This is a genomic window from Thermoactinomyces sp. DSM 45891 (assembly GCF_900119485.1).
In the GTDB taxonomy this organism is placed as follows: domain Bacteria; phylum Bacillota; class Bacilli; order Thermoactinomycetales; family Thermoactinomycetaceae; genus Baia.
On sequence record NZ_FPJZ01000001.1, the window covers coordinates 155,244 to 175,322 of the forward strand.

Annotated in this window: 26 protein-coding genes and 1 tRNA gene; 2 read left to right on the top strand and 25 right to left on the bottom strand. The window is 41.0% G+C overall.

Going from position 1 to position 20,079, the window contains the following annotated elements; genetic code table 11:
* Window positions 1–211 precede the first annotated feature (211 nt).
* Complete coding sequence (locus BT147_RS00765; protein WP_143187869.1) at window positions 212–2,044, bottom strand: hypothetical protein; 1,833 nt, start codon at window positions 2,042–2,044, stop codon at window positions 212–214.
* 371 nt (window positions 2,045–2,415) lie between these two features.
* Between BT147_RS00765 and BT147_RS00770 the strand changes: the two genes are divergently transcribed.
* Window positions 2,416–2,958 carry an SMI1/KNR4 family protein gene (locus tag BT147_RS00770; protein ID WP_072329920.1) on the top strand — a complete coding sequence of 181 codons (543 nt, stop codon included), beginning with the start codon at window positions 2,416–2,418 and terminating at the stop codon, window positions 2,956–2,958.
* A gap of 64 nt (window positions 2,959–3,022) precedes the next feature.
* On the opposite strand, the gene BT147_RS15935 is transcribed toward BT147_RS00770, so the two are convergent.
* The 24 genes from BT147_RS15935 to BT147_RS15345 form a co-directional block, all read right to left on the bottom strand.
* Window positions 3,023–3,370 carry an integrase core domain-containing protein gene (locus BT147_RS15935; protein WP_083426269.1) on the bottom strand — a complete coding sequence of 116 codons (348 nt, stop codon included), beginning with the start codon at window positions 3,368–3,370 and terminating at the stop codon, window positions 3,023–3,025.
* Window positions 3,360–3,842: a hypothetical protein gene (locus BT147_RS00780; RefSeq protein WP_072329924.1), complete on the bottom strand. Its 483-nt coding sequence runs from the start codon at window positions 3,840–3,842 to the stop codon at window positions 3,360–3,362. Before BT147_RS00780 ends, BT147_RS15935 begins: the two co-directional genes overlap by 11 nt.
* Before the next feature lie 153 nt (window positions 3,843–3,995).
* Window positions 3,996–4,745: a hypothetical protein gene (locus tag BT147_RS00785; RefSeq protein ID WP_072329926.1), complete on the bottom strand. Its 750-nt coding sequence runs from the start codon at window positions 4,743–4,745 to the stop codon at window positions 3,996–3,998.
* Between the two features lie 17 nt (window positions 4,746–4,762).
* Window positions 4,763–6,040, bottom strand: coding sequence for a Tle-like phospholipase domain-containing protein (locus BT147_RS00790; protein WP_072329928.1), 1,278 nt, complete (start codon window positions 6,038–6,040; stop codon window positions 4,763–4,765).
* 333 nt (window positions 6,041–6,373) lie between these two features.
* Window positions 6,374–6,709, bottom strand: coding sequence for a DnaB-like helicase C-terminal domain-containing protein (locus tag BT147_RS00795; protein WP_072329930.1), 336 nt, complete (start codon window positions 6,707–6,709; stop codon window positions 6,374–6,376).
* A gap of 1 nt (window position 6,710) precedes the next feature.
* Window positions 6,711–6,974, bottom strand: a complete 264-nt coding sequence (locus BT147_RS00800) for a DnaB-like helicase N-terminal domain-containing protein (RefSeq protein ID WP_072329932.1) — start codon at window positions 6,972–6,974, stop codon at window positions 6,711–6,713.
* Window positions 6,975–7,224: 250 nt separating this feature from the next.
* Entirely contained in the window at window positions 7,225–7,830 is a 606-nt protein-coding gene (locus BT147_RS00805) for a DUF3298 and DUF4163 domain-containing protein (RefSeq protein ID WP_072329934.1), read from the bottom strand.
* Window positions 7,831–7,923: 93 nt separating this feature from the next.
* Window positions 7,924–8,355 carry a pyrimidine dimer DNA glycosylase/endonuclease V gene (locus tag BT147_RS00810; RefSeq protein WP_072329936.1) on the bottom strand — a complete coding sequence of 144 codons (432 nt, stop codon included), beginning with the start codon at window positions 8,353–8,355 and terminating at the stop codon, window positions 7,924–7,926.
* Window positions 8,356–8,367: 12 nt separating this feature from the next.
* The gene (gene splB, locus BT147_RS00815; RefSeq protein ID WP_072329938.1) at window positions 8,368–9,393 is read right to left on the bottom strand and encodes a spore photoproduct lyase; all 1,026 of its coding nucleotides are present in this window, start codon (window positions 9,391–9,393) and stop codon (window positions 8,368–8,370) included.
* Window positions 9,394–9,480: 87 nt separating this feature from the next.
* On the bottom strand, window positions 9,481–10,452 hold the full coding sequence (locus BT147_RS00820) for a polyprenyl synthetase family protein (RefSeq protein ID WP_072329940.1): 972 nt from the start codon (window positions 10,450–10,452) through the stop codon (window positions 9,481–9,483).
* A gap of 18 nt (window positions 10,453–10,470) precedes the next feature.
* A complete protein-coding gene (locus BT147_RS00825) occupies window positions 10,471–11,310 on the bottom strand; it encodes a menaquinone biosynthesis protein (RefSeq protein WP_286118858.1) in 840 nt (279 codons plus the stop codon).
* Window positions 11,307–11,900 (bottom strand): UbiX family flavin prenyltransferase, encoded by a 594-nt coding sequence (locus tag BT147_RS00830; RefSeq protein WP_072329944.1) that lies wholly within the window; start codon window positions 11,898–11,900, stop codon window positions 11,307–11,309. The genes BT147_RS00825 and BT147_RS00830 overlap by 4 nt, the downstream gene beginning before the upstream one ends.
* Window positions 11,897–12,769 carry a UbiA-like polyprenyltransferase gene (locus BT147_RS00835; RefSeq protein WP_072329946.1) on the bottom strand — a complete coding sequence of 291 codons (873 nt, stop codon included), beginning with the start codon at window positions 12,767–12,769 and terminating at the stop codon, window positions 11,897–11,899. The genes BT147_RS00830 and BT147_RS00835 overlap by 4 nt, the downstream gene beginning before the upstream one ends.
* 18 nt (window positions 12,770–12,787) lie before the next feature.
* Complete coding sequence (locus tag BT147_RS00840; RefSeq protein ID WP_072329948.1) at window positions 12,788–13,510, bottom strand: demethylmenaquinone methyltransferase; 723 nt, start codon at window positions 13,508–13,510, stop codon at window positions 12,788–12,790.
* A gap of 18 nt (window positions 13,511–13,528) precedes the next feature.
* The gene (locus tag BT147_RS00845; RefSeq protein ID WP_072329950.1) at window positions 13,529–14,215 is read right to left on the bottom strand and encodes a heptaprenyl diphosphate synthase component 1; all 687 of its coding nucleotides are present in this window, start codon (window positions 14,213–14,215) and stop codon (window positions 13,529–13,531) included.
* A gap of 80 nt (window positions 14,216–14,295) precedes the next feature.
* Window positions 14,296–14,751 (bottom strand): hypothetical protein, encoded by a 456-nt coding sequence (locus BT147_RS00850; RefSeq protein WP_072329952.1) that lies wholly within the window; start codon window positions 14,749–14,751, stop codon window positions 14,296–14,298.
* Window positions 14,752–14,832: 81 nt separating this feature from the next.
* The gene (mtrB, locus tag BT147_RS00855; RefSeq protein ID WP_072329954.1) at window positions 14,833–15,054 is read right to left on the bottom strand and encodes a trp RNA-binding attenuation protein MtrB; all 222 of its coding nucleotides are present in this window, start codon (window positions 15,052–15,054) and stop codon (window positions 14,833–14,835) included.
* Between the two features lie 105 nt (window positions 15,055–15,159).
* Window positions 15,160–15,236: transfer RNA gene (locus BT147_RS00860), tRNA-Pro, on the bottom strand.
* A gap of 70 nt (window positions 15,237–15,306) precedes the next feature.
* Entirely contained in the window at window positions 15,307–15,885 is a 579-nt protein-coding gene (gene folE, locus BT147_RS00865; RefSeq protein WP_072329956.1) for a GTP cyclohydrolase I FolE, read from the bottom strand.
* 177 nt (window positions 15,886–16,062) lie between these two features.
* Entirely contained in the window at window positions 16,063–16,338 is a 276-nt protein-coding gene (hbs, locus tag BT147_RS00870; RefSeq protein WP_072329958.1) for a non-specific DNA-binding protein Hbs, read from the bottom strand.
* Window positions 16,339–16,512: 174 nt separating this feature from the next.
* Window positions 16,513–17,991: a stage IV sporulation protein A gene (spoIVA, locus tag BT147_RS00875; RefSeq protein WP_072329960.1), complete on the bottom strand. Its 1,479-nt coding sequence runs from the start codon at window positions 17,989–17,991 to the stop codon at window positions 16,513–16,515.
* A gap of 149 nt (window positions 17,992–18,140) precedes the next feature.
* Entirely contained in the window at window positions 18,141–18,275 is a 135-nt protein-coding gene (locus BT147_RS15790) for a hypothetical protein (protein ID WP_286118860.1), read from the bottom strand.
* A 114-nt stretch (window positions 18,276–18,389) separates the two neighbouring features.
* Window positions 18,390–19,085, bottom strand: coding sequence for a YphF family lipoprotein (locus BT147_RS00880; protein WP_072329962.1), 696 nt, complete (start codon window positions 19,083–19,085; stop codon window positions 18,390–18,392).
* 18 nt (window positions 19,086–19,103) lie between these two features.
* Window positions 19,104–19,271 carry a hypothetical protein gene (locus BT147_RS15345; RefSeq protein WP_177239619.1) on the bottom strand — a complete coding sequence of 56 codons (168 nt, stop codon included), beginning with the start codon at window positions 19,269–19,271 and terminating at the stop codon, window positions 19,104–19,106.
* Between the two features lie 138 nt (window positions 19,272–19,409).
* Here BT147_RS15345 and BT147_RS00885 point away from each other — a divergent pair, with 138 nt between their 5' ends.
* Window positions 19,410–19,964: a hypothetical protein gene (locus BT147_RS00885; protein ID WP_072329965.1), complete on the top strand. Its 555-nt coding sequence runs from the start codon at window positions 19,410–19,412 to the stop codon at window positions 19,962–19,964.
* The last annotated feature ends 115 nt before the right edge of the window (window positions 19,965–20,079 follow it).

The window sequence follows — 20,079 nt, forward strand, 5'->3', positions numbered from 1 at the left end:
CCATCGTCCTTCCGAGCGGCCCTTCTTCATTTACTATATCTTGTAAGGAGTATACATAAATAGGAAAATAAGGGAATCTGTAGACATAATACAGATGCATATATAGAATTGTCAATTGTATTAAGAATTTCTTATGTGTGAGGAGGGTCAGGTCCCCACTTCATGTTATCTTTGCAATACAAGCAAATCTCCTGTGTAGGTTGATAACCGATTATCTCCTTTCTCCAAGGAGACTCCGAACCATCCTTTCCAATCTCGATATAGCTTCATATGGGCGATCCTGTCTCGCATCGATGATAGAATGTGCTTCTCTAAAGGGCATATCAGAAAGAAGTTGGAAATCTTGCTGGTCACAAGCCTGCGTATAACAACAAACTCTCCACGTATAGGCATTATCTTGAAATGGTTTTATTTTAAATCCAACCAGTACGTGTTTAGCTTTTGGATAAGCAACAAGGGGGATCTTCCAAATTTCTGTTTCGGGATCCTGGTAAATGCCCTTCCACTTCTTCTCAGCTTCCACACGCTTCTGATGGTTATGAATCACCTGTTCGATCGAATCTAGTTTCCTTGTGATTTTTTTGTATTCCTGATTGAGTACTCGCAGAATTTGTTCCAATTGGATAAGAGGTTCGTCATCAAAGAAATATGTTTGTTGCTGTTCCAACTCTTTAATTCGTCGCAGTCTGCTTTCTTGATCACTCATTAAAATCTTAATTCGTTCGGGAGCATCAGGCCATTTCATTTTTTGATGAAACTTATGTCTTATACTCTGTTCATATTGACTAATGATTTCCGTTGTATTCTGCATAGTTTGATTTAATTGCTCAATCTCCATATATACTGAACCAGTTTGATTAGCAAGATCCAATTGCTGCTTCTTTAAATCTGCAATCGCATTTTCCGTATCCTTTCTTTCTCTTTCCAGTGAATCAAGTGATTCTTTTATCTGTGATCGTATGACCTGCTTATCCTCTACGGATATATGCCCATAGCGCTGGAAGAAATCATTCCCCTTCCCAAGTATGTCAGGTGTAAAGCCCCCAAAGATTTTTTTAAACTTGTCTCGGATTCTCGAAGACTGAATAGGTGGATATATCTTGGGGCGTGGATTCTCAGGATATAGGTGCTTATCTAGGAACGCAAGTTGCCGATCGAGCGATTCTAGGTTCATAGTAATCAAGTTCCTACTGAATCGGGTTAGTCTCCCATAGCAAGAAATTTCTCGCTTCCGTAGACAACGTAAATCATCGACTCGATAGACGCTATCTTTATTCACTATCAAACGAACAATAGGTCTGCTATCAGTCGTTAAATCTAGTTGAACATACCCACCATTATTCTCCTCACAGCGCTTGATTGTTCCATGAAGGATGCAGATGGGTCCCTCTTCGTCACCGTCATATTGATCTACTCGTTCAGCTGCCTTATCCACCGTAGTAAGTAAATCGGCAATCCTCATCGTATCTCCGTCCTCTGTTCTCACTTGGGTTTCTTTCCACCCACTCATACCATGTCGTTCATAGATTGACTCCAGGAAATGGGCTGGACGTTGAGTGCAATCCGTATCTCCTTGTAAATGGTTTCTTTCACCAGAAGTGAATGATTCATCGAAATTAATGGATTGTACGAAATTGGTTGGCTCCGCATCTAAAATATTGAGTAGGTATACTCTTCTCGCGCCTGACCCTGTACTCTCAATGCCGTAGTCTTCTGAAGCTAATTCAATATCAGTATATGGATTCTTAAAATAGCATCCGTTTAAGTGAGGAATGGTATCAGGCCACAGACGAAAGTAAGTATCCTGTTTCGATTTCGAATGATCCACATGTGATACTTGGGGTATCTCCTCTGGAGTAGGTTGTACTCCAAGTCTTTCTAACAGTAGTTCATAACAGCTTGCACAGTAACATTCTCCTTTTAAGCGCTCATATTGGGATAAATCTTCTCTCTTTTTCTTTAAAAACTCAGTTGCATGATACTTCACCCCAGAAGAGTAATGAAGAGCATAGGGCATAGAAAAATGATTCAGTTTGATCCACATCCTTCCAGAGGTTTATCTACTTAATTCGATTAAGATCAGTCAATAACCTTGCAAACGTATGGAATTTAGGATCTGTATTGATGATTGAACGCGGCAAAGGTAATCATCCCACTTCTGTCCAATTTTACGAACAGGCACAATAAATCTCTCATCAATACAATTACACAGAACTTGAATTACAAACTTGGACTTTCCTTGCTGAATGCTGAGAAAATGTTGATCAAAATCAGTATCTATTGTGCAAGCAATGCTTTTAGATTACGAAGTCCCACTACTTTAAGAGAAGAATAACAAATGCCGTAGTCGACCACACACAGCTCATGCTAAAATAGGACGCTAATATTGTTCGTACTTAATGGGAGGTAATAAATTTGGAAGTTCCAAACTTATATAGCAAAATAGTATCTGACAGCGAAACCACCAATATACTTACATGGCCTTATGACTTTGAAATTGTGAAACCTTATTCAATCGAACTAGAGTCAGACATAGTCGTTGATGATCAAGTGATTATCATCGCCAAAGATGGTACAGGTGGGCTCTTTACTTTATGGGGAAAAGATAACGTCGAGAAGCGACCAATCGTCTACATAAGCTCGGAGGGCCAAGCAGGAAAAATTGCCAAAAGCTTTAACGAGTTTATTCTTATTTTGGTTACCTGTCCTTTTTGGTTTTGGACAGATTTATTTAAATTCTCGGGGGAATCCCAACTGGCTGAGATGAGAAAGGCTTTACTTTATCTTCAAACTGCTGAAGAATATATTGAGGTCGGACAATCGAGAGATATATTAGTGACAAAACTTTCTCTAAACCCCCAATCAATAGACCCTGTAGCAAAGATTCATGAATCTATAAATTCAAAATCAGAAATCAAAGTAAGGTCAATTTGTGGAGAACCATTCGATTCATTCTAGCGATTATCTACAAATTGACCTGGTCAAGCAAAATTGTAACACTCCATTGAAAAAAACAAATCGACTATACCTCCATTGGAGTTTTTCCATTTAAGACACTGTGAGGTCGTATATGGTGATAATAGCGAAAAATATAGTCCTCAATTAATTGGTTTAAATGATCAAGATCTTTAATCACGTAGTGATTCAAGTGCTCATGCTTCAGTTTTCCGAAGAATGATTCCATTGGAGCATTGTCGTAGGGGCATCCTGACTTACTCATGCTTTGTACAATTCCGTTCTGCGAACAGAACTCAGTAAAGGATTTAGAAGTGAACTGAACACCTTGATCACTATGCAAAATCAATCCTTTTTTAGGTGAGCATTTGTGTAAAGCCTCTTGGAGGGTCTCAATAGCTAGATCAGCAGTTATATATGAAACTGTCCTGGTACTCGCCTTTCAACGCATTTAGATAGATTTTTACATTAGGCGTTTCAGGCGCTTTATTCTTCTGTTCAAGCTCACGCCGTTTGAGTTCGATCTCTTGCCCCTTGTAAGCTAGTTCCTTCTCTCGGTTTAACTTATCCCATAGAGTACCTGCTACTATTGCGCTATCTCGTGCATTCGTCTTCTGAATCAACTCCGGATCATGAAGGCGATCAATATAAGCATGGATAACTGACCACGATTTCTCTATGTGCTCGTGCTTTTTTTGTTCTCGTAGTTTGTGAAACGAATCTGGATTCGCAGCTACTATTTTTTTGACAGTCGACCATGAGGCACGAAACTTTCTAGCCGTCTCGTTTAAATTGCCACATGATGCATAGTGAGCCTTTATTTGCTCTCTCAACTCATCGTCCAGCTTCTTTCCCCGTCTTGCCACATGTTCACCACCTTGCAACATGAAAAAGCCCCACCCTATACAGAAATGGGACCCACATGTCTTATACTCTAACAAAAGCCGTGTCGTCTCAATTCGACCTTCTCATACTATCATTTTAACACGGTATATACCTTCTTCATTCCCGATAACTTCCCAGATTGGACCCAATCATCGTTACTCTTTGATTTTTGTTTTATATGGTTCTAGATTGTTGATATCAATGGTTTGAATATCATCGGGAGTAATATTGTATCTATACAGCAAATACGTATCTGCATCCTCTTTCTTTGAAGCTGACTTTAAGCGATTATCGTACACATACACCACAACCGTCACTTCATGGAAATTCATCTCTTTTAACGATTGTAGGAAGTTTGAAATCTCCTTTTGAGCTTGATCGCTTTTCTCGTATACTTCAAGGTTAACTTGAAAATATAAATCCTTATCACCTTTCTTTAGAACTTCAAATACCGAAGGAATTTCCCCTGTATATTTCGCTCCCATACCATCTCTAAAGCTACATATAAGGTTATCTTCCATCAATCTCAAGTCAAATGTTTGTTCCGCTAACCTCTTAATAGGGGGTTTTAATTCGTCAGAAAATAATCTACGAATATATGTATCACGTATTTCTTTTGGTGGCTCTATCATTACCGTAAAGGGAGTATTTTTTCCATCTTGAATCGTACCTCTCACGTCATAGCTGGCTCCCGTGACACGACTCTTGAAGATCTCTTTAACCGCAAACTCTTTATGATATTTTTCTTTGATATACTGCCTTGCTTGTTCCTTCACCTTTTGTTCTTCTTCTGGAGTCATTTTAGATAGATCTTCTCTTGGTGAACCACATCCAGCAAGTGCTATCAGCATTAAAACAACTAGTAAGCCTAGGCATAATCTTCTGGTTCTCCGTATCTCCATCATATAATCACATCCTCCAATCATTTTCTTGGAACTATATTTCCATTGTTTTTCGTGTAAATGGAAGTAATAGGAGTAGAAACAGGCTTTCCATCCACTTCTCCAGTGAAGTTTGACATTGTATGGTTTTCAGTTACTCCATTATTGATACTTGATTCGATCCCTTTCATGATGTTATTATCCAACCCTTTCTTATGAGTAACTTCGCCCTTTCGATCTATTACATATGTTTCTCCGGGACGGTACCCTACCGAGCCGACTACGTCTTCATAGGAGTTATAATTCCTAATTAAGCCATCAAAGTTACCGGCTGCTTCGTTATAAGCTTGTCTACGATTCCGATAATCACTCATATTAATTGCATATGTTCCCGCTCCACCTGCATAACCTGTAGCCAGTGAAGCATTTATATTAGGATAGAGGTTTTTACCGGGTGCGTTAAAAGCGACTGTGGGTATCCGATAGGTCATTCCTACCTCATTAGCTATATACCCGCCAAGGGAATGGCCTGTTAAAGAAAATTGATATCCTTTATATTTTGGGCTATTAATTAGTTGTTCCACAAACTGTTTAGCGGCTCCTGATTGTGGTACATATGAATCAAGACCTACTGCTAAGATGGCATCTGAAAAATAGTCACCTGTTCCTTCTGTTCCTCTAAATGAAATAATAATTTCATTTGTTTCTCCATTGACAAAAGTCTTTGCTTGAAGTCCATTTATAGAATCAATTTGTGGTCCTAGTTTCCATTCCACACCCAACTTTTCTAATTCATCATCAGGAATATTGTTATGATACGCAAAATCCGCCGCATATGCCAATTGCTTATCAGTTACCTTTACATCGCTTAACTTTCCATGTGGGTTGTTATTGTCTATGCCTGTTAGGTATTCTCCCGCGCGTTGGAACATAGCTGGAAGGTCGTTCCGTTTCCTTTTATACATCATCCAAGTCATTAGAACACCAACTCCCATTACAAAAAAGCCAATAAACTCCATGACAATACTAGCAATGAAAGCAAACAAATCACATATTTCTTGCCAAATTCCAGCAGCTAGATCCTTAGCTCCCTCCCAAATAAAATCCCACGTATCCGAGAGCCAATCACCTGCCTTCTCCAAGAATCCTTTCTCTTTTGTTGTAGATGTACCTGCTAAATCATCCTTAAACTCTCCATTAATCGGTGTTTGATCGATAAAATTCCCTTCTGCATGTACCATTCCATTGCCAACGAATCCGACCACTAGTAAAGCAATCATCATAATGAGTACAAATTTAATAGCCTTGTTGTCTCGCATCGATGTTATCTTCTCCCTTCCAATCCAGCGAAAAAGGACAGGATGGATACCTGCCCTCATCGGTTTACATGCTATGATAAGAAGCCTATTCTAATATTGTATAACAAAACTACACTTTTTTCATTATTTAATCATATAAGGAATGTACCCCAATACCTCTCAATGTGCCTTTTTCTTAATCCGATAAAAAGTGGATTTCTCACTCCTAATCTGACAGTCTAACCGTTCAAAATACAACCTCTGGACAAGCTCTCTTTGCTCCTAACTCCGAATATACCCCAAAATTTATCCAAGTATTTTCTATAAGCCTAAGGGATTATTACACATTTTTTATCATTCATCGATAGCGAGGGCCGTTTTCCCCATGCTCGGACGGGCCGCAAGAATAATAAGTTCTTGCTTTTTAAAGCCGGTTAACATGTGGTCTAAGTCCTGAAAACCACTAGGAATCCCAACAATCGGAGAGCCTGCCACATACTTCTCTTCTAAATTCCCTGTGTACCTCAAAAGGGCATCAGACAAAGGGGATAATGTACCTTCCTCGACTGTACTGTTGGTTACTTCGCTTATGCGCCTTTCCGCTTGATTGATAGCTTCTCTAATCTCTTCTCGACCCCGTATATGTCCCATACTAGCAAGATCTTGTCCGATCCTTACTAAGTTGCGCAAACTAGCTAAATCCCTTAATCGAGTAGCATGATATACCACGTTCTATTGCCGTGGTAATCGTGTTCGCTACAATATCTACCATGTCGCTAATGGAAAGATCGTGCTTTGTTAAAAAGGGTTCCAATTCAACGATATTGACATATTGCTCGTCCTTCTGCCACAGGTGATAGATTTCTCTAACTAAACCTTGATATTTTGTATAGTAAAAGTGTTGCGGTTGAACAATCTCTACCACGTCAGCTATACACACTGGATCGTACAGCATGGAAAACCATTCGATTCATTCTAGCGATTATCTACAAATCTTTTAACTTATGCAGAAACCGAGTTTTTTGATAAATGTAAAAGCACCATCAACTTTTCTGTTGATGGTGCTTTTGTTATTCCTTGTCGTACTATACTAAACCCCTATAAAACCAGATAGAATCTATGTTCGACAAAGACAACATTTAACATGCTCGAAAACCTGTGGCGGTCAAATCTTTATCGAAAAATACTAAGTATCTACTTTCGTTCTAACCCATCATCCTTCCGAGCGGCCCTTCTTCGTTTACGATATCTCGTAAGGAGTATACAGAAATAGGAAAATAAGGGATTCCGTAGACGTAAGGAAGGAGTTCGTATAGTGGGAACATAATAACTAATGACTTATCGGCAATATAGAAATCTTGATCAGGTTTTATGCTCTTAAAGGGTTCAAACACAGGAAGATCGCGTTCCTTAATTTGCAGTCGAATCATATCAGAAATTTTTGCTACATAATCACTATTTGGCTTAAATAAATCCTTCAGTTGGTACTGCCGCCCTGTAGTCGTATCAAAGGTGAGGGGACGAATGACCGTGTTACCGTGTGCCCCTCCAGTAAAGGAGTACACTCCTAAAACAAGGCTTAAAATATTTCGTTCATTGGTCTTAATCTCAAAATTCCCTACCATCTCCTGAAGGCCAGGCTGTCCTAAACCCTGATCACGAAGTAAGTGGCTCAGCGTTGTCTGGATCTTACGATTGATCTGGTGCTGCACGGTCTGATTAGACAATCCATACACTTCGGGTTCATAGACATGGATGTGTTGATTCGGGGAGTAAAGCTTTGTGTGAATGTGAACAGGAAAAGTTACCATAGATGGATATCTCCTTCAAAATCGTTTTATTCCAATCTATGATTCAAATCCACCATCCATGAATCCAGCACCAGTAGCGGACATTCATGGTGGCTACTTCATTTTTTCCCACGCTTCTATTCCGCCGTCTACTATTTCAAACAATGGATGTACTTCATTTTGCTGGATATGTTTCCATGTCTCTAAAAAAGATGGATCACGCACCTTCAACTTCTCGCGTAACCATCCCCATTCATAATCAACTTGTCCTTTCGTCACTTTGATTTTGCATTTAGTACCAGTGTCACTCACTTTCGTCTCATCAAAACGATATCCTCGTTCTTTAGATTCTTGAAGAATATACGCTAAATAAGTAGTAATGGCTTGGAAAGGCTGTTCATGTTGTTTGAATCGAAGTAGCTGAGGATGTTTCGTATATCCTTTCGTCTGTCCACTTAAAACTGCTTGGGCAAGTAACGATTCCCTCCAGAGTGCTACTAAACCTTTTGAATCTAAATATTTTGGGTGAATACTCCACAACCTCACAGGTTCATCATCCTAAGTAAAGTATTCAATGACCGAGTCTGGAAAAAACTGCTGGACATATTCTTCAATTGTCTCTTGTAAATCCTTTGCTCGGTCAGTGTCGTAGACATATTTTACAATACCATATCTTCCCCATTTTACTTTCCGTTCCTCTTCATCCATTTTCAACTTAGTCTTCGGATAGTTTTTTTCAATCACCCGTTTTGCGGGTTTTGTAAATCGGTGTTGTATCAATTCAAAGGTAATATGTTCGGATAAATCTTTTGGTATTTTATCGGAAAGCATTTGAAAAAGCTTTAGATACTCCTCTTCCCATCCTTCATGCATATAAAGTGGTGCCACTACAAAACCAAGAGGATAACCCGCTTTGGCTACTTTTACTGCGGCCTCAATTCTTTGCTCAAGGGAAGAAGTTTTTAATTCAAAGTTTTTGATCACATAATCTGAGTTAATACTAAATCGAAAACGAGTATTCCCGTTATGCTTGGCATGGAGCAAATGATCTACGTGGTGGAATTTCGTTGTAAATCGCAATCTTCCATACGTCGTTCTCCCAATAAATTCAATAGCTTTAAATAGGGAATGGGTTAGATGATCGATTCCTACAATATCAGAAGTACAAGAAGCTTCAAAGCGAGTCAATTCTGGCTCTCTCTCGTCCATATATTTCTGAGCTTGATCAAAAATTTCATCCAGATTTACATAGGTTCGAATATATGGCTTCTGTCCAAGGGTTGTTTGCAAGTAGCAATAATGACAATGAGCCATACACCCAGTCGCCAATGGAATAGCATACTCAGCTGAAGGTTTCGATGTATCAAACTTTAACGTTTTTCTGATCCCTACGACGAGCGTAGATTTGGCAATTCGATATTTTTGCGAGTCATTTCCCCCCGGCAAGTCACGGATTTGATTATGAGAAGTCGTTTCGCGTATTTCAACATCTAATTTTTTAAACTTCTCATACAGTTCTCGCCCTAGAGGATATTTTAACGCATTCGGTTCAAAATACACCAACTGAGGAATAAACGGCTCCACACTAAAACCTCCAATTTAAAACTATGTTTTAGTGTGTACAAGTTCGAGATTACCATTCTGAAATGGGCTTTATATTTGTCTCTCCATTTAAAACGACCGAGTTACAATAAACTCCCCAATAAAGCGCAAGGACTCCCGCTCATGTGTATTCGGTAATTTTTCCAAAGCTGCTAATGCCCGATTTAAATATCGCTTAGAAAGCGCTAGCGTATACGGAATGCCCTCCGATTGGCAAACCATCTTCAAGATTTCGGCCAGATCCCCTTCAGTCCCTCGCGACTCTAGATACCTTTGAATCATTTGCTGCTCTGTGGGTGTACCATTTTCCAATGTATGGATAACTGGTAACGTTACATTCCCTTGTAGTAAGTCGCTACCCGCTGGCTTCCCTAACACTTTTTCGTCTCCAGTTAAATCGAGAACATCATCTGTCATCTGAAAAGCCATGCCTACAGAATAGCCATATTGATACAAAGCCCTCACAGCCGATTCAGGGGCTCCGCTCACGACCCCACCTAGTTGACAACTAATCGCCATCAACAAAGCTGTTTTTCGCTTAATTCGATGCAAATAACGCCGTAAGGACTGATCAGCTTGATACAGATCATGAATTTGATCGATCTCTCCACGAACGAGGAAAACCAAAGCCTTGGCTAAGATCTGGTGAACACGAGGATCCGAAATACCTGCTACCTCCGTCAATGCGCGAGCAAAAATAAAATCACCTGTATACATGGCAACTTGATTATCCCACTCTGCCTTCACTGTTTTTCGCCCACGACGAGTCTCCGCATCATCGATCACATCATCATGAACCAACGTAGCCATATGAATTAATTCTAAAGAGACCGCCACTTTTTCTAATTCTGACAAACGATACTCTCCAAAATGACCTGCTAATAAAACAAATAACGGTCTCATCCGTTTGCCACCTGCATCAAGCAAATGACGAGACGAATGGAGAAGCTCCTTCTCATCTGTGTGAATGGTTTCCGCTAATCGATATTCAATTTGTTTTAAATCCTTTTTTAAACTTTGATATATATCTGTTAGAAGCATCTCTTCACCCTAGTTTCTCTAGCTCTTAGAAAAGGACAATTGGAACATCTGGATAGCGATTTCTGGTGGAAGCGTTCCGAGTTCCGCAGCATAGCGATAAAACAACTGTAACCCTTCCAGTTCACGTTTTCCTAAATCGTGAGACAGACCTGCAAAGTATTGTTTCCAATATGGAACTTCTCCGCCCACTTTTCGTTGCGCCGCTTTTATAATTGCCATTGGTTCTTGATTTCCGCTCTCTTTACTCCTCATAAACCGATCATAAATCTCAGCCAACAACTCAGAGCGCTTCTGAGCAATCTCTTTTCGAACAGCCCATACAGCGAAGATCATAGGAAGACCCGTTTGCTGAAACCATAGTTGACCGAGATCATATACACGATAGTGTGGTTTGCTCCAAGCCGCTCGGATAGCATCATCTCCGATTAGTAAAGCCGCATCAGACACTTGCATCATCTGCTCCAAGTTCGGTTCCATCACTTGATAAGAAGGTTTTACACCTGCAAATTTCTCTAGAATCACACGCAGTAAATTGACCGAAGAAGCGGATGCATTTGTCAGAGCAATCGATGCTTGGTCTAGCTCTTGTAGTGATTTCCCTTTTGTAAATAAAAAAATAGAACCCACTGGACCATATGCGCTCACTGATAAATTAGGAAAGAGGTAATAGCGATCTGAGTGTTCCGCAAAGGCAAATGAAGAGATTGCACCTAAATCGATCTCGCCCTTGGACATTGCTTGATTCAAAGTAGCTGGAACATGATTCACCCACTCGATCGGCAAACCGCTTGAATCAAAAAAATGAAACACAGGTAGAACGTTTGTGTAGGAAATCTCACCGATTCGGATTGGTTTCACTTGCCACCCTCCCATCTCTTATATAATTGATGAGCAACCCTTAGCTGGTCTAAAATTTTACCTGAGACAAAACGAACCATCTCATCTAGATTAGATGGACGATGATAAAAACCAGGCATAGGGGGAACGATTTGTACGCCTAGTCTACTTAACTTTAGCATATTTTCTAGATGAATCGGGCTAAGTGGAGTCTCACGGGGTACGAGGATCAGGGGATAACGCTCTTTTATCATAACATCGGCCGCCCGTTCCAATAAATTGGACGAGATACCTGAAGCAATCTTCGCAAGCGTCCCCATTGTACATGGAACCACAACCATTCCATCTACCTGAAAAGACCCCGAAGCAATCGAAGCACCTATATCACGAATGGGATGATAGACTAGTTTTCCAGAGAGGTGACCAAATCGCTCTACAAAATTTTGCTCTCTCTTTACTACTTCCCAATCATGCTCCTCTAATAACACTCGCCAAGCCGCCTCCGTTACGATCACATGAACTTCATGACCTTGACGTAGCAACTCCCCCATAACCGATAAGGCGTACGGTGCCCCGCTCGCACCACTCATCGCCACAATATAACGTCTCATATCATCAACACATCCACAAGGCTAAAGACGAACACGATTATACTTAATACCCCATTCATGGTAAAAAAGGCCATGTTTAGACGAGATAAATCATCTGCCGAAACAATCGAATGCTCATAAACGAGAATCATGACGGCAATCACGACACCCAGCACATAAATCCAACTTAATTGGGTGAAAAAAGCAAGCGCAATCAGTCCAAGTGCGGTTCCCACGTGCATCCAGCTAGAAATGAGGAGCGCTACTCGAACTCCAAATCGAGATGGAATCGAATGCAAGCCTTCTCGCTTATCAAACTCCACATCTTGGCAGGCATAGATCACATCAAAACCGCCGATCCAAAGAGCCACCGTAGTAAATAAAATAAGCGACTTCAGGTCAATCTGACCGGTTGTAGCCACCCAACCACCCAAAGGTCCAAGCGCAGTTGCGATTCCCAACACAACATGACAAAACCATGTAAAGCGCTTCGTATATGAATAAAGCACCAAGAAAAACACAGCGACCGGCAATAGCTTGACAGCTAGCATATTTAACTGAGATGCGGCAATGAACAGTCCGATAAAGGAAACGACTACAAACCCCCACGCATACAACTCTGATATAAGACCTGCTGGGATGTGCCTTGTAGCTGTCCGCGGATTTCGCGCATCGATTTTTCGATCGATAATGCGATTGAGGGCCATAGCAGCACTTCTCGCACCCACCATCGCAAGCGTAATCCATCCGATCTGTGCCCAAGTAGGAAAATGTCCTAAGACTTCTAAACTACCTAAGATCGCGCCAAGATACGCAAATGGCAATGCAAAAATCGAGTGTTCAAACTTAATCATATCTAGTATGAGTCTTATCTTGTGAAAAAATTTCATAGTAGTCCTACACCATCCTTACTCGGCACTCTTTCTCCCCACATGTAGTGCTGTAATTCCGGCTGAGAGAGGATACACTTCTACCTCTAACCCAACCTCATTTTTCATCACGCTAGCTAACTCTACATAGTCAGGAAAGGCGATGAGCGACTCGGGTAACCAGCTATACTGCTCATATCGATTCGCAAACAGCTTCCCTAAGAGCGGTAATAGGCGTTGAAAATAAAAGTAGTACAACTTACGAAATGGCTTCCAAGTAGGTTTTGATAATTCAAGCGACACAACAAGACCGCCTGGTTTCACAACCCGTTTCATCTCTTTTAACACTTGCACATAATCAGGAACATTCCGCAGTGCAAAGCCAATCGTTACATAGTCAAAACTAGAATCCTCAAACGGAAGACTCATCGCATTTCCCTGTACCAGCTCAATCTGGTCGCCATGCCCACTCTCTTGCACTTTTTGTCGCCCGATCTCTAGCATATTGGAGCTAAAGTCTAATCCAACTATGTTTCCATGCCCAGATGCTTCGGCCAATGCTAGAGTCCAATCGCAGGTTCCACAGCATATATCTAACGCCGTCTGCCCCGGTTGGACGTTCATCTTTATCATCGCAAATTTGCGCCAGGCTTTATGACGGCGGAAACTAAGCAGTGTGTTCATCCGATCATAATCTTTGGCGATACTTTGAAACACACCATGAACGAATTTTTCTTTCTCAGCCCCAGTCCGTTTCTCCATCTCCCTTACCTCCTTCTGTTAGAGATTTCTGCACTCTTGTTCGATCCATTGCTCTAGTTCGCATCTCAGCCATATCGGAAAACGGGACTGTCTCCAGATTTTTTCTCCCTGAGAAACAGCGTCGTGAAAGCGATCTTGCCATCCAGAACGCTCTCTTAGCTCGTCCAATAGCAATAATGGCAATAAAACAGTCATCCATTCTTTTCCTATATAATGTTCGACAAGAAAAAAACCGGCGATAGCAGTTAAGATTTCCACCGATTCGATCTTTCGTATAGAAAGGGAGACAGTTTCTTCTCCACAATACATTTTCATTTTTCGCTCGTTTGTACGGCTGGTAGCTTGGGAGAGACACACAATTCCATCGATTTCTCCAGCCATGGCTAATTGTTGATAAAAAAGACTGCTATAAAAGTCTCCTGCGAGTACTGTCAACTGGCGAACTCGATGTAATCCCTCGTTTTCGATCGTCTGCAAAGGGATTTGCTCGTGCGTTGTAAGCGCCATATGTAAACATGCTGCCGCTTGGACAAAAGTCTTTTTACGCTCTTCTGGCACCTCACAAGCCGTCAAAACGAGGTCCAATAAACGAACAAATCGAGTTGGGATGGGTGGTGCACCCAGATTTAGATACAAATCCGAATTCACAACAAGTCTTTCTAAATCCATAAGAATTTTATTTTGATCTGTAGATATGGACGTCATCTACACGCCCCCTAAAAATGCCAAATGAGAATAGATAATTTCCTTGATAGTATACCATACTTTCGTGAAAATCAGCACAATCAATCTGTTGTTTTTTTGTCATTTGACAAGTCGAAATCTTGAATACTTTCTTTTGACCACTGCGATTTTTTCACTCTATCTTGCCAATCCGATCTCCTGACATGAATCAATCGGGCTGATTCTGGCTCATTATTCATCAAACGAAGACGAATCACCTCGATTTGTTTCAATTTGATAAAGGATTCCGTAATTACATCTTGCGCCAACTCTTCCCATTCGATCGCAACTTCCTTGAGCTCAATAAAAAGAGTTCCTTGTTTTTGATCCGCCCGCCCTACATTCCATTTTCGGTTCAGATCGACAACAAACGAAACCCATGAGTTTTCATCCTGCAACATCACTTCTTTAACTGGTCCCTCTTGCTCTTCTGAATACGATACACACAGCGAAAGCCCTATTGCTAAACAAATAGCTCCAATCATTCCCCATGACCAATAGCGAAAAAAGGTCCTCATTTCATGTAATCCTCCGTAGGCTTTTTCACCAGTTTACGCACTCAGAGCAGAAACATGCTATGCTTGACCTTTTTTGCTTGATTATTCATCCGATTCAATTGTGCTAAATGGCGTGATGATCGTTGCCTTCCCTCGTACTTTTATAGCCGATGTATGTTCAGTAAATTGAGCGATCATAATCTCGCCCTGATCTAATTTCTCTGAATGATGGAATCTTGTATCTTTTCCTCTTGTAAGCCCAATTACATTTACGCCATTTTCTTTTGCTTTAATAATAAAATACTCTCCAGAATGATTTGACATAAGGATCAGCCTCCTCTCACTATGCAATCCAAAGTGTACCACAAAACAGGATAATCATACGAATTTCAAAATAAAAAAGACTCTCCCATCTCTGGAAGAGTTTGTTGGTCGGGCTAACCAGATTTGAACTGACGACCTCTTGCACCCCATGCAAGCGCGCTACCAAGCTGCGCCATAGCCCGATCTAAATAAACAGTAAATCTTACCATTTCATTATAAGATCGGGCTGGAGACACGTCAAGACCCAATAACCTAGGTCAATGATCCCATTCGAATCATTTTAAACACTTCATCTCGCTTACCTGTATCTTCTGCATAGATACCACGAGCTACGCTGGTTACGGTTTTCGAGCCAGGCTTCTTTACGCCTCTCATCGTCATACACATGTGTTCTGCTTCTAGCACCACAAATACACCATGTGGATCGAGTGTCTCCATCATCGAATCAGCAATCGTACTTGTAATCCGCTCCTGAAGCTGAGGGCGCTTAGTTACAGAATCTACCGCACGAGCTAATTTAGATAGACCAGTTACCCTTCCCCCACGTGGGATATAGGCTATATGAGCATGTCCAAAGAATGGCACTAAGTGGTGCTCACAGGTAGAGAAAAACGGAATATCTTTTACTAAGACAACCTCTTCATGGTCTTCACCAAATACAACAGAGAAATGATCCTTAGGATTTTGATCTAATCCTTGAAACACCTCCGCATACATTCTAGCAACACGAGCCGGTGTATCCAACAAGCCCTCTCGCTGCGGATCTTCACCTACAGCTTCCAAAATCATCCGTACTGCTTGTTCAATTTTATCATGATCAACTTGTTTCAAGATGATGTCCTCCATCTCATTTATCTAATCTATAAAACAAATTACATTATACTTCAGCCTAATATAAGTATGTAAGGTAAAAACTAGATGTTAGCAAAAAGCCCCTTTCTTAAAAAGGGACTTTTTGCTCAGTATATGTAATTTCCTGAAATCCACTCAGAAATATACTTATCTGTATTACTGGTTGATTACATCTTTTAGTTTCTTACCCGCTGTAAAAGCCGGAACTTTGGTTGCAGGAATGTCGATTTCTTCACCTGTTTGTGGATTACGGCCTTTACGAGCTTGACGATCGCGTACTTCAAAGTTGCCAAATCCAATCAATTGTACTTTCTCGCCTTGGGATAAAGATTCAGAGATTGTACGTAATACTGCTTCAACTGCTTCTGAAGCCTCTTTTTTTGTCATTTGTGTAGCATCTGCTACTTGATTGATCAAGTCGGTTTTATTCATAAAGCACCTCCTGATTAGATCCAAGCAAATTCCAGATAAAATCTAGAACCGGTTGGGACAATCCTATACTAATACAGTGCTGATCCCCTTTGCAAGAGAAATGTCCTTGATTCCCCTAGGATTGCTCAAAAAGACACAAAAAAGGCCTAGACGGTTACATCTAGACCTTTTGCTTTACAGAATAATGGCAATAAGTCCGCCAGAGCCTTCGTTGATGATACGCTCTAACGTTTCTTGCAATTTATAACGGGCATTTTCTGGCATCATGGACAACTTTGCTTGAATTCCTTCTCGAACAATGGAATTGAGCGAACGTCCAAAGATATCCGACTCCCAAATACGTAGTGGGTCGGTCTCAAAATCTCTCATCAGGTAGTTTACCAACTCTTCAGACTGTCTCTCACTACCAATGATCGGTGCAAACTCAGAGTGTACATTTACCCGAATCATGTGAATCGAAGGAGCAGTCGCTTTTAGTCTAACTCCGAAACGAGGACCTTGTTTAATTAATTCTGGCTCATCCAGACTCATTTCCTCTAGTGAAGGGGAAGCTACTCCGTAACCAGTTGTCCGTACCATCTTGAGTGCTTCCGCCACTTTATCATACTCTCGCTTCGCTAGTGAAAACTCTTGCATCATCTCAAGCAGATGATCTTTGCCTCGGATTTCGACACCCACTACTTCTGCTAAAACATGATCATACAACTCATCCGGTGCATAGAGATCGATTTCTGCGATTCCTTGCCCCATTTGCATACCTGAAAGTGCTGCTTTCTGGATAAACTCAAAATTGTAAAAGTGACCTACCACGCGGTCTACATCGCGAAGCCGTTTGATATCTTTGACAGTTTCTCTAACAGAATTTTCGAAATCACGACGCAACCAGTGCTCATCGTCTAGTACCATAACCCAGCTAGGAAGATTTACGTTTACTTCATGCACTGGGAACTCATACAATACTTCACGTAAAACACCTAAAATATCGTCCTCTCCCATCGTCGCCACAGATAGTGCTACCACAGGGATGTCATACTTCTCAACTAGTTCGGCTCGGAGCGCTTGTACGGACTCACTGTAAGGACGAGTGGAGTTTAATAGCATGATAAATGGTTTCCCTACTTCTTTTAACTCATTCACAATTCTCTCTTCTACATCTTCGTAGGAATACCGGGGAATATCAGCGATACTCCCATCTGTTGTTACAACAATACCCAAGGTAGAATGCTCTTGAATGACTTTTCTCGTACCAACCTCAGCCGCTTCTTGAAACGGAACTGGCTCATCAAACCAAGGGGTATTAATCATTCTAGGACCATTTTCATCTTGGTATCCTTTGGCACCTTCGACAACATATCCTACACAATCTACTAAGCGTACATTTACTTTTAAACCTTCCTCTACACTTACATTAATTGCTTGGTTCGGTACAAATTTTGGTTCAATCGTCGTGATCATTCTTCCTGCACCACTATGCGGGAGTTCATCTGTTGCTCTCGATCTTTCGGAATCATCACGAATGCTCGGGATCACCACTTGTTCCATAAACCGTTTGATAAAGGTGGATTTCCCTGTGCGCACCGCACCAACCACACCAAGATAGATGTCACCGCCTGTGCGCTCTGCAATGTCTTTTAAGATATCTACTTTCTCCATGCATGAACCTCCTTCAAGGTATCCGTATTACTGGATTTGTCGCCGGTGCGAAAGGCAAAATCCTCCCTTCTCCGGTTTTCCCACTCCTTAGGACACTACTAATATATGAGTGTAGAATCTATATATTCCTACGAAGAAAGAGAAACAAACTATGAATTGTCTTCAGAGGACTTCTTCACCTTGACCGATTTCGTATTAAAACCAGTCATTTTCACAGAGCTAGAAAGGCGTCCCAAGAGGAAAATACCAGGAATTGCAATGAGGTGAAGCAAGATCATTTCCATCCTGTCACACCCTTTCGACTCTCTCTTCTTGCGGTCATTTTATGTACGGATAAGTTCCTATATGTCACAAAAAACAAACCAAACAAGCTTTTGGTAACTTGTTTGGTTTGTTTACTATGGTAAAGTAGGCTCTTTTCCATCCCATTTTATTACAGGGGAGTAGGCTGGTACTTGCAAAGAAAGCGGATTAATCCATTGTCTGAGGTCTGTTCCGACTGCTGGCTTTTCTTTCGCTGATTGAATGAACCGCATGTAATCCATACGGTAGTCGAGGTATAAAACTCCTTTGTCACTGATTAAATAAGATAACTCGATATTTGAGTGATAAGGGCTTCTGATTTTAGAAACTTCTCCGCCTAGTTTCTTAAAATCTATCTCGTACAGGGAAGGAGAAACTCTCGTTCCAAGCGGATATGTATGATTCTGTTGATAATAGCGCCCCACACGCTCCTCAAATGTTTTCACTTTGTCATTTAATCTGAGGTCAAACACGCGAACCATCGCCTGCTTCTCTACATCCGTTAACACATATAGATAGCTTCCTCCTCTTTCAAATGCAGTAGGGGGGATCTCCATCCGCCCTGATATAGCTTGAAAATCTACTAAATACTTGGAAGTGAAAATCCGTTCTTCTTCTTTATATTTATAAGGTAAAACTTTTTTCTCATGTTGATAGGAGGCCACAGCAGACTGGACTCTCTCGATATGTATAGGTAAATCATCAACCTGCTGATTTAATTCATTAGGGTATGTACATCCAGATAGTAATAACATCATTCCACCAAGTGTGGATAATAAACGAAGCTTCACCTTTGTTCACCTCTTCACTTAACTCATCGAACGCAAACCAAATAATAAGGCCATGAGGAACGTAATAACTGCCACGATCTTTAATAGGGTTCTCAATATCTTACTTTTTAATGAGCCTGACCATACTACGATGAAATTCGTAAGGAGAAACAACCCAACTGCATACATCCAGTTCCATTCTTTCATAAAGGATACACCTCTTTTTTTATCAGCTCAACTATATTTCCGCTAGTGCCTAGCTACATTACAGGATAAGCGTCCAGAGCGTCTATCGGATCATTGCATACTATAAATGGACAACAGCCCTTGAATGGAGGAGGTACTATGAAACAAAGAAGGCGTCCCGCTTCAAGCAACCGCCCCAAAAGACGTGTAAGAAAGACTACGGGAGCAAGAGCAACACTTCCTGCAAATCCACCCGTCCAAACAGCCAAATCGCCCTTGTCATCGATTAGTTTAGCACAGATGTTATCTGGATTCCTCACTTGCCGTTCAACTGTGCAAGATTTAAGTACATCGTTAACAAAAGTAGCCTCTATTATGGATAATACCTACCAGTTTTTCAATCTAGCCCAACAATATGTGGGTAAGAAAAAAGGTTCCGTTCAAAATCAAAAAAATCTCTTTCCTCTCTCCGAACAAACATCCGATCCTGGAGATATACTACTAGATGATGAAATTCCAGTTATTAACCTTCCGAAAAACATGAACACTACTCCAAATCCATTAATTGGTAAATTGTTAAAACGGATGGATCTCAATCAAATTATGTCGTTCATGCAATCACCTTTTGTGCAGAAACTGATGTCTAGTTTCCTCTCACGAGGTGTCACCGCCCAGACTTCTGATATGCATCATCAGCCAAAACGAAGAAGATAAAGGGGTTGCCACTAGGCAATACCCTTTTTTTGGTCATGCCCACACGTGTAGCCAGTCTTTTTCAAGACTGGCTACACGTTGACAAGCTACATTCGGCAATGAGCAAAGCACTGGT

What these genes read in the sequence shown, in the direction of transcription:
- BT147_RS00765 (WP_143187869.1), bottom strand. Translation starts at nt 2,044, where the DNA reads ATGTGGATCAAACTGAATCATTTTTCTATGCCCTATGCTCTTCATTAC.
- BT147_RS00780 (WP_072329924.1), bottom strand. Translation starts at nt 3,842, where the DNA reads ATGTTGCAAGGTGGTGAACATGTGGCAAGACGGGGAAAGAAGCTGGAC.
- BT147_RS00785 (WP_072329926.1), bottom strand. Translation starts at nt 4,745, where the DNA reads ATGATGGAGATACGGAGAACCAGAAGATTATGCCTAGGCTTACTAGTT.
- BT147_RS00790 (WP_072329928.1), bottom strand. Translation starts at nt 6,040, where the DNA reads ATGCGAGACAACAAGGCTATTAAATTTGTACTCATTATGATGATTGCT.
- BT147_RS00800 (WP_072329932.1), bottom strand. Translation starts at nt 6,974, where the DNA reads ATGCTGTACGATCCAGTGTGTATAGCTGACGTGGTAGAGATTGTTCAA.
- BT147_RS00805 (WP_072329934.1), bottom strand. Translation starts at nt 7,830, where the DNA reads ATGGTAACTTTTCCTGTTCACATTCACACAAAGCTTTACTCCCCGAAT.
- BT147_RS00820 (WP_072329940.1), bottom strand. Translation starts at nt 10,452, where the DNA reads ATGCTTCTAACAGATATATATCAAAGTTTAAAAAAGGATTTAAAACAA.
- BT147_RS00830 (WP_072329944.1), bottom strand. Translation starts at nt 11,900, where the DNA reads ATGAGACGTTATATTGTGGCGATGAGTGGTGCGAGCGGGGCACCGTAC.
- BT147_RS00835 (WP_072329946.1), bottom strand. Translation starts at nt 12,769, where the DNA reads ATGAAATTTTTTCACAAGATAAGACTCATACTAGATATGATTAAGTTT.
- BT147_RS00840 (WP_072329948.1), bottom strand. Translation starts at nt 13,510, where the DNA reads ATGGAGAAACGGACTGGGGCTGAGAAAGAAAAATTCGTTCATGGTGTG.
- BT147_RS00845 (WP_072329950.1), bottom strand. Translation starts at nt 14,215, where the DNA reads ATGACGTCCATATCTACAGATCAAAATAAAATTCTTATGGATTTAGAA.
- BT147_RS00850 (WP_072329952.1), bottom strand. Translation starts at nt 14,751, where the DNA reads ATGAGGACCTTTTTTCGCTATTGGTCATGGGGAATGATTGGAGCTATT.
- mtrB (WP_072329954.1), bottom strand. Translation starts at nt 15,054, where the DNA reads ATGTCAAATCATTCTGGAGAGTATTTTATTATTAAAGCAAAAGAAAAT.
- hbs (WP_072329958.1), bottom strand. Translation starts at nt 16,338, where the DNA reads ATGAATAAAACCGACTTGATCAATCAAGTAGCAGATGCTACACAAATG.
- spoIVA (WP_072329960.1), bottom strand. Translation starts at nt 17,991, where the DNA reads ATGGAGAAAGTAGATATCTTAAAAGACATTGCAGAGCGCACAGGCGGT.
- BT147_RS15790 (WP_286118860.1), bottom strand. Translation starts at nt 18,275, where the DNA reads ATGGAAATGATCTTGCTTCACCTCATTGCAATTCCTGGTATTTTCCTC.
- BT147_RS15345 (WP_177239619.1), bottom strand. Translation starts at nt 19,271, where the DNA reads ATGAAAGAATGGAACTGGATGTATGCAGTTGGGTTGTTTCTCCTTACG.
- BT147_RS00885 (WP_072329965.1), top strand. Translation starts at nt 19,410, where the DNA reads ATGAAACAAAGAAGGCGTCCCGCTTCAAGCAACCGCCCCAAAAGACGT.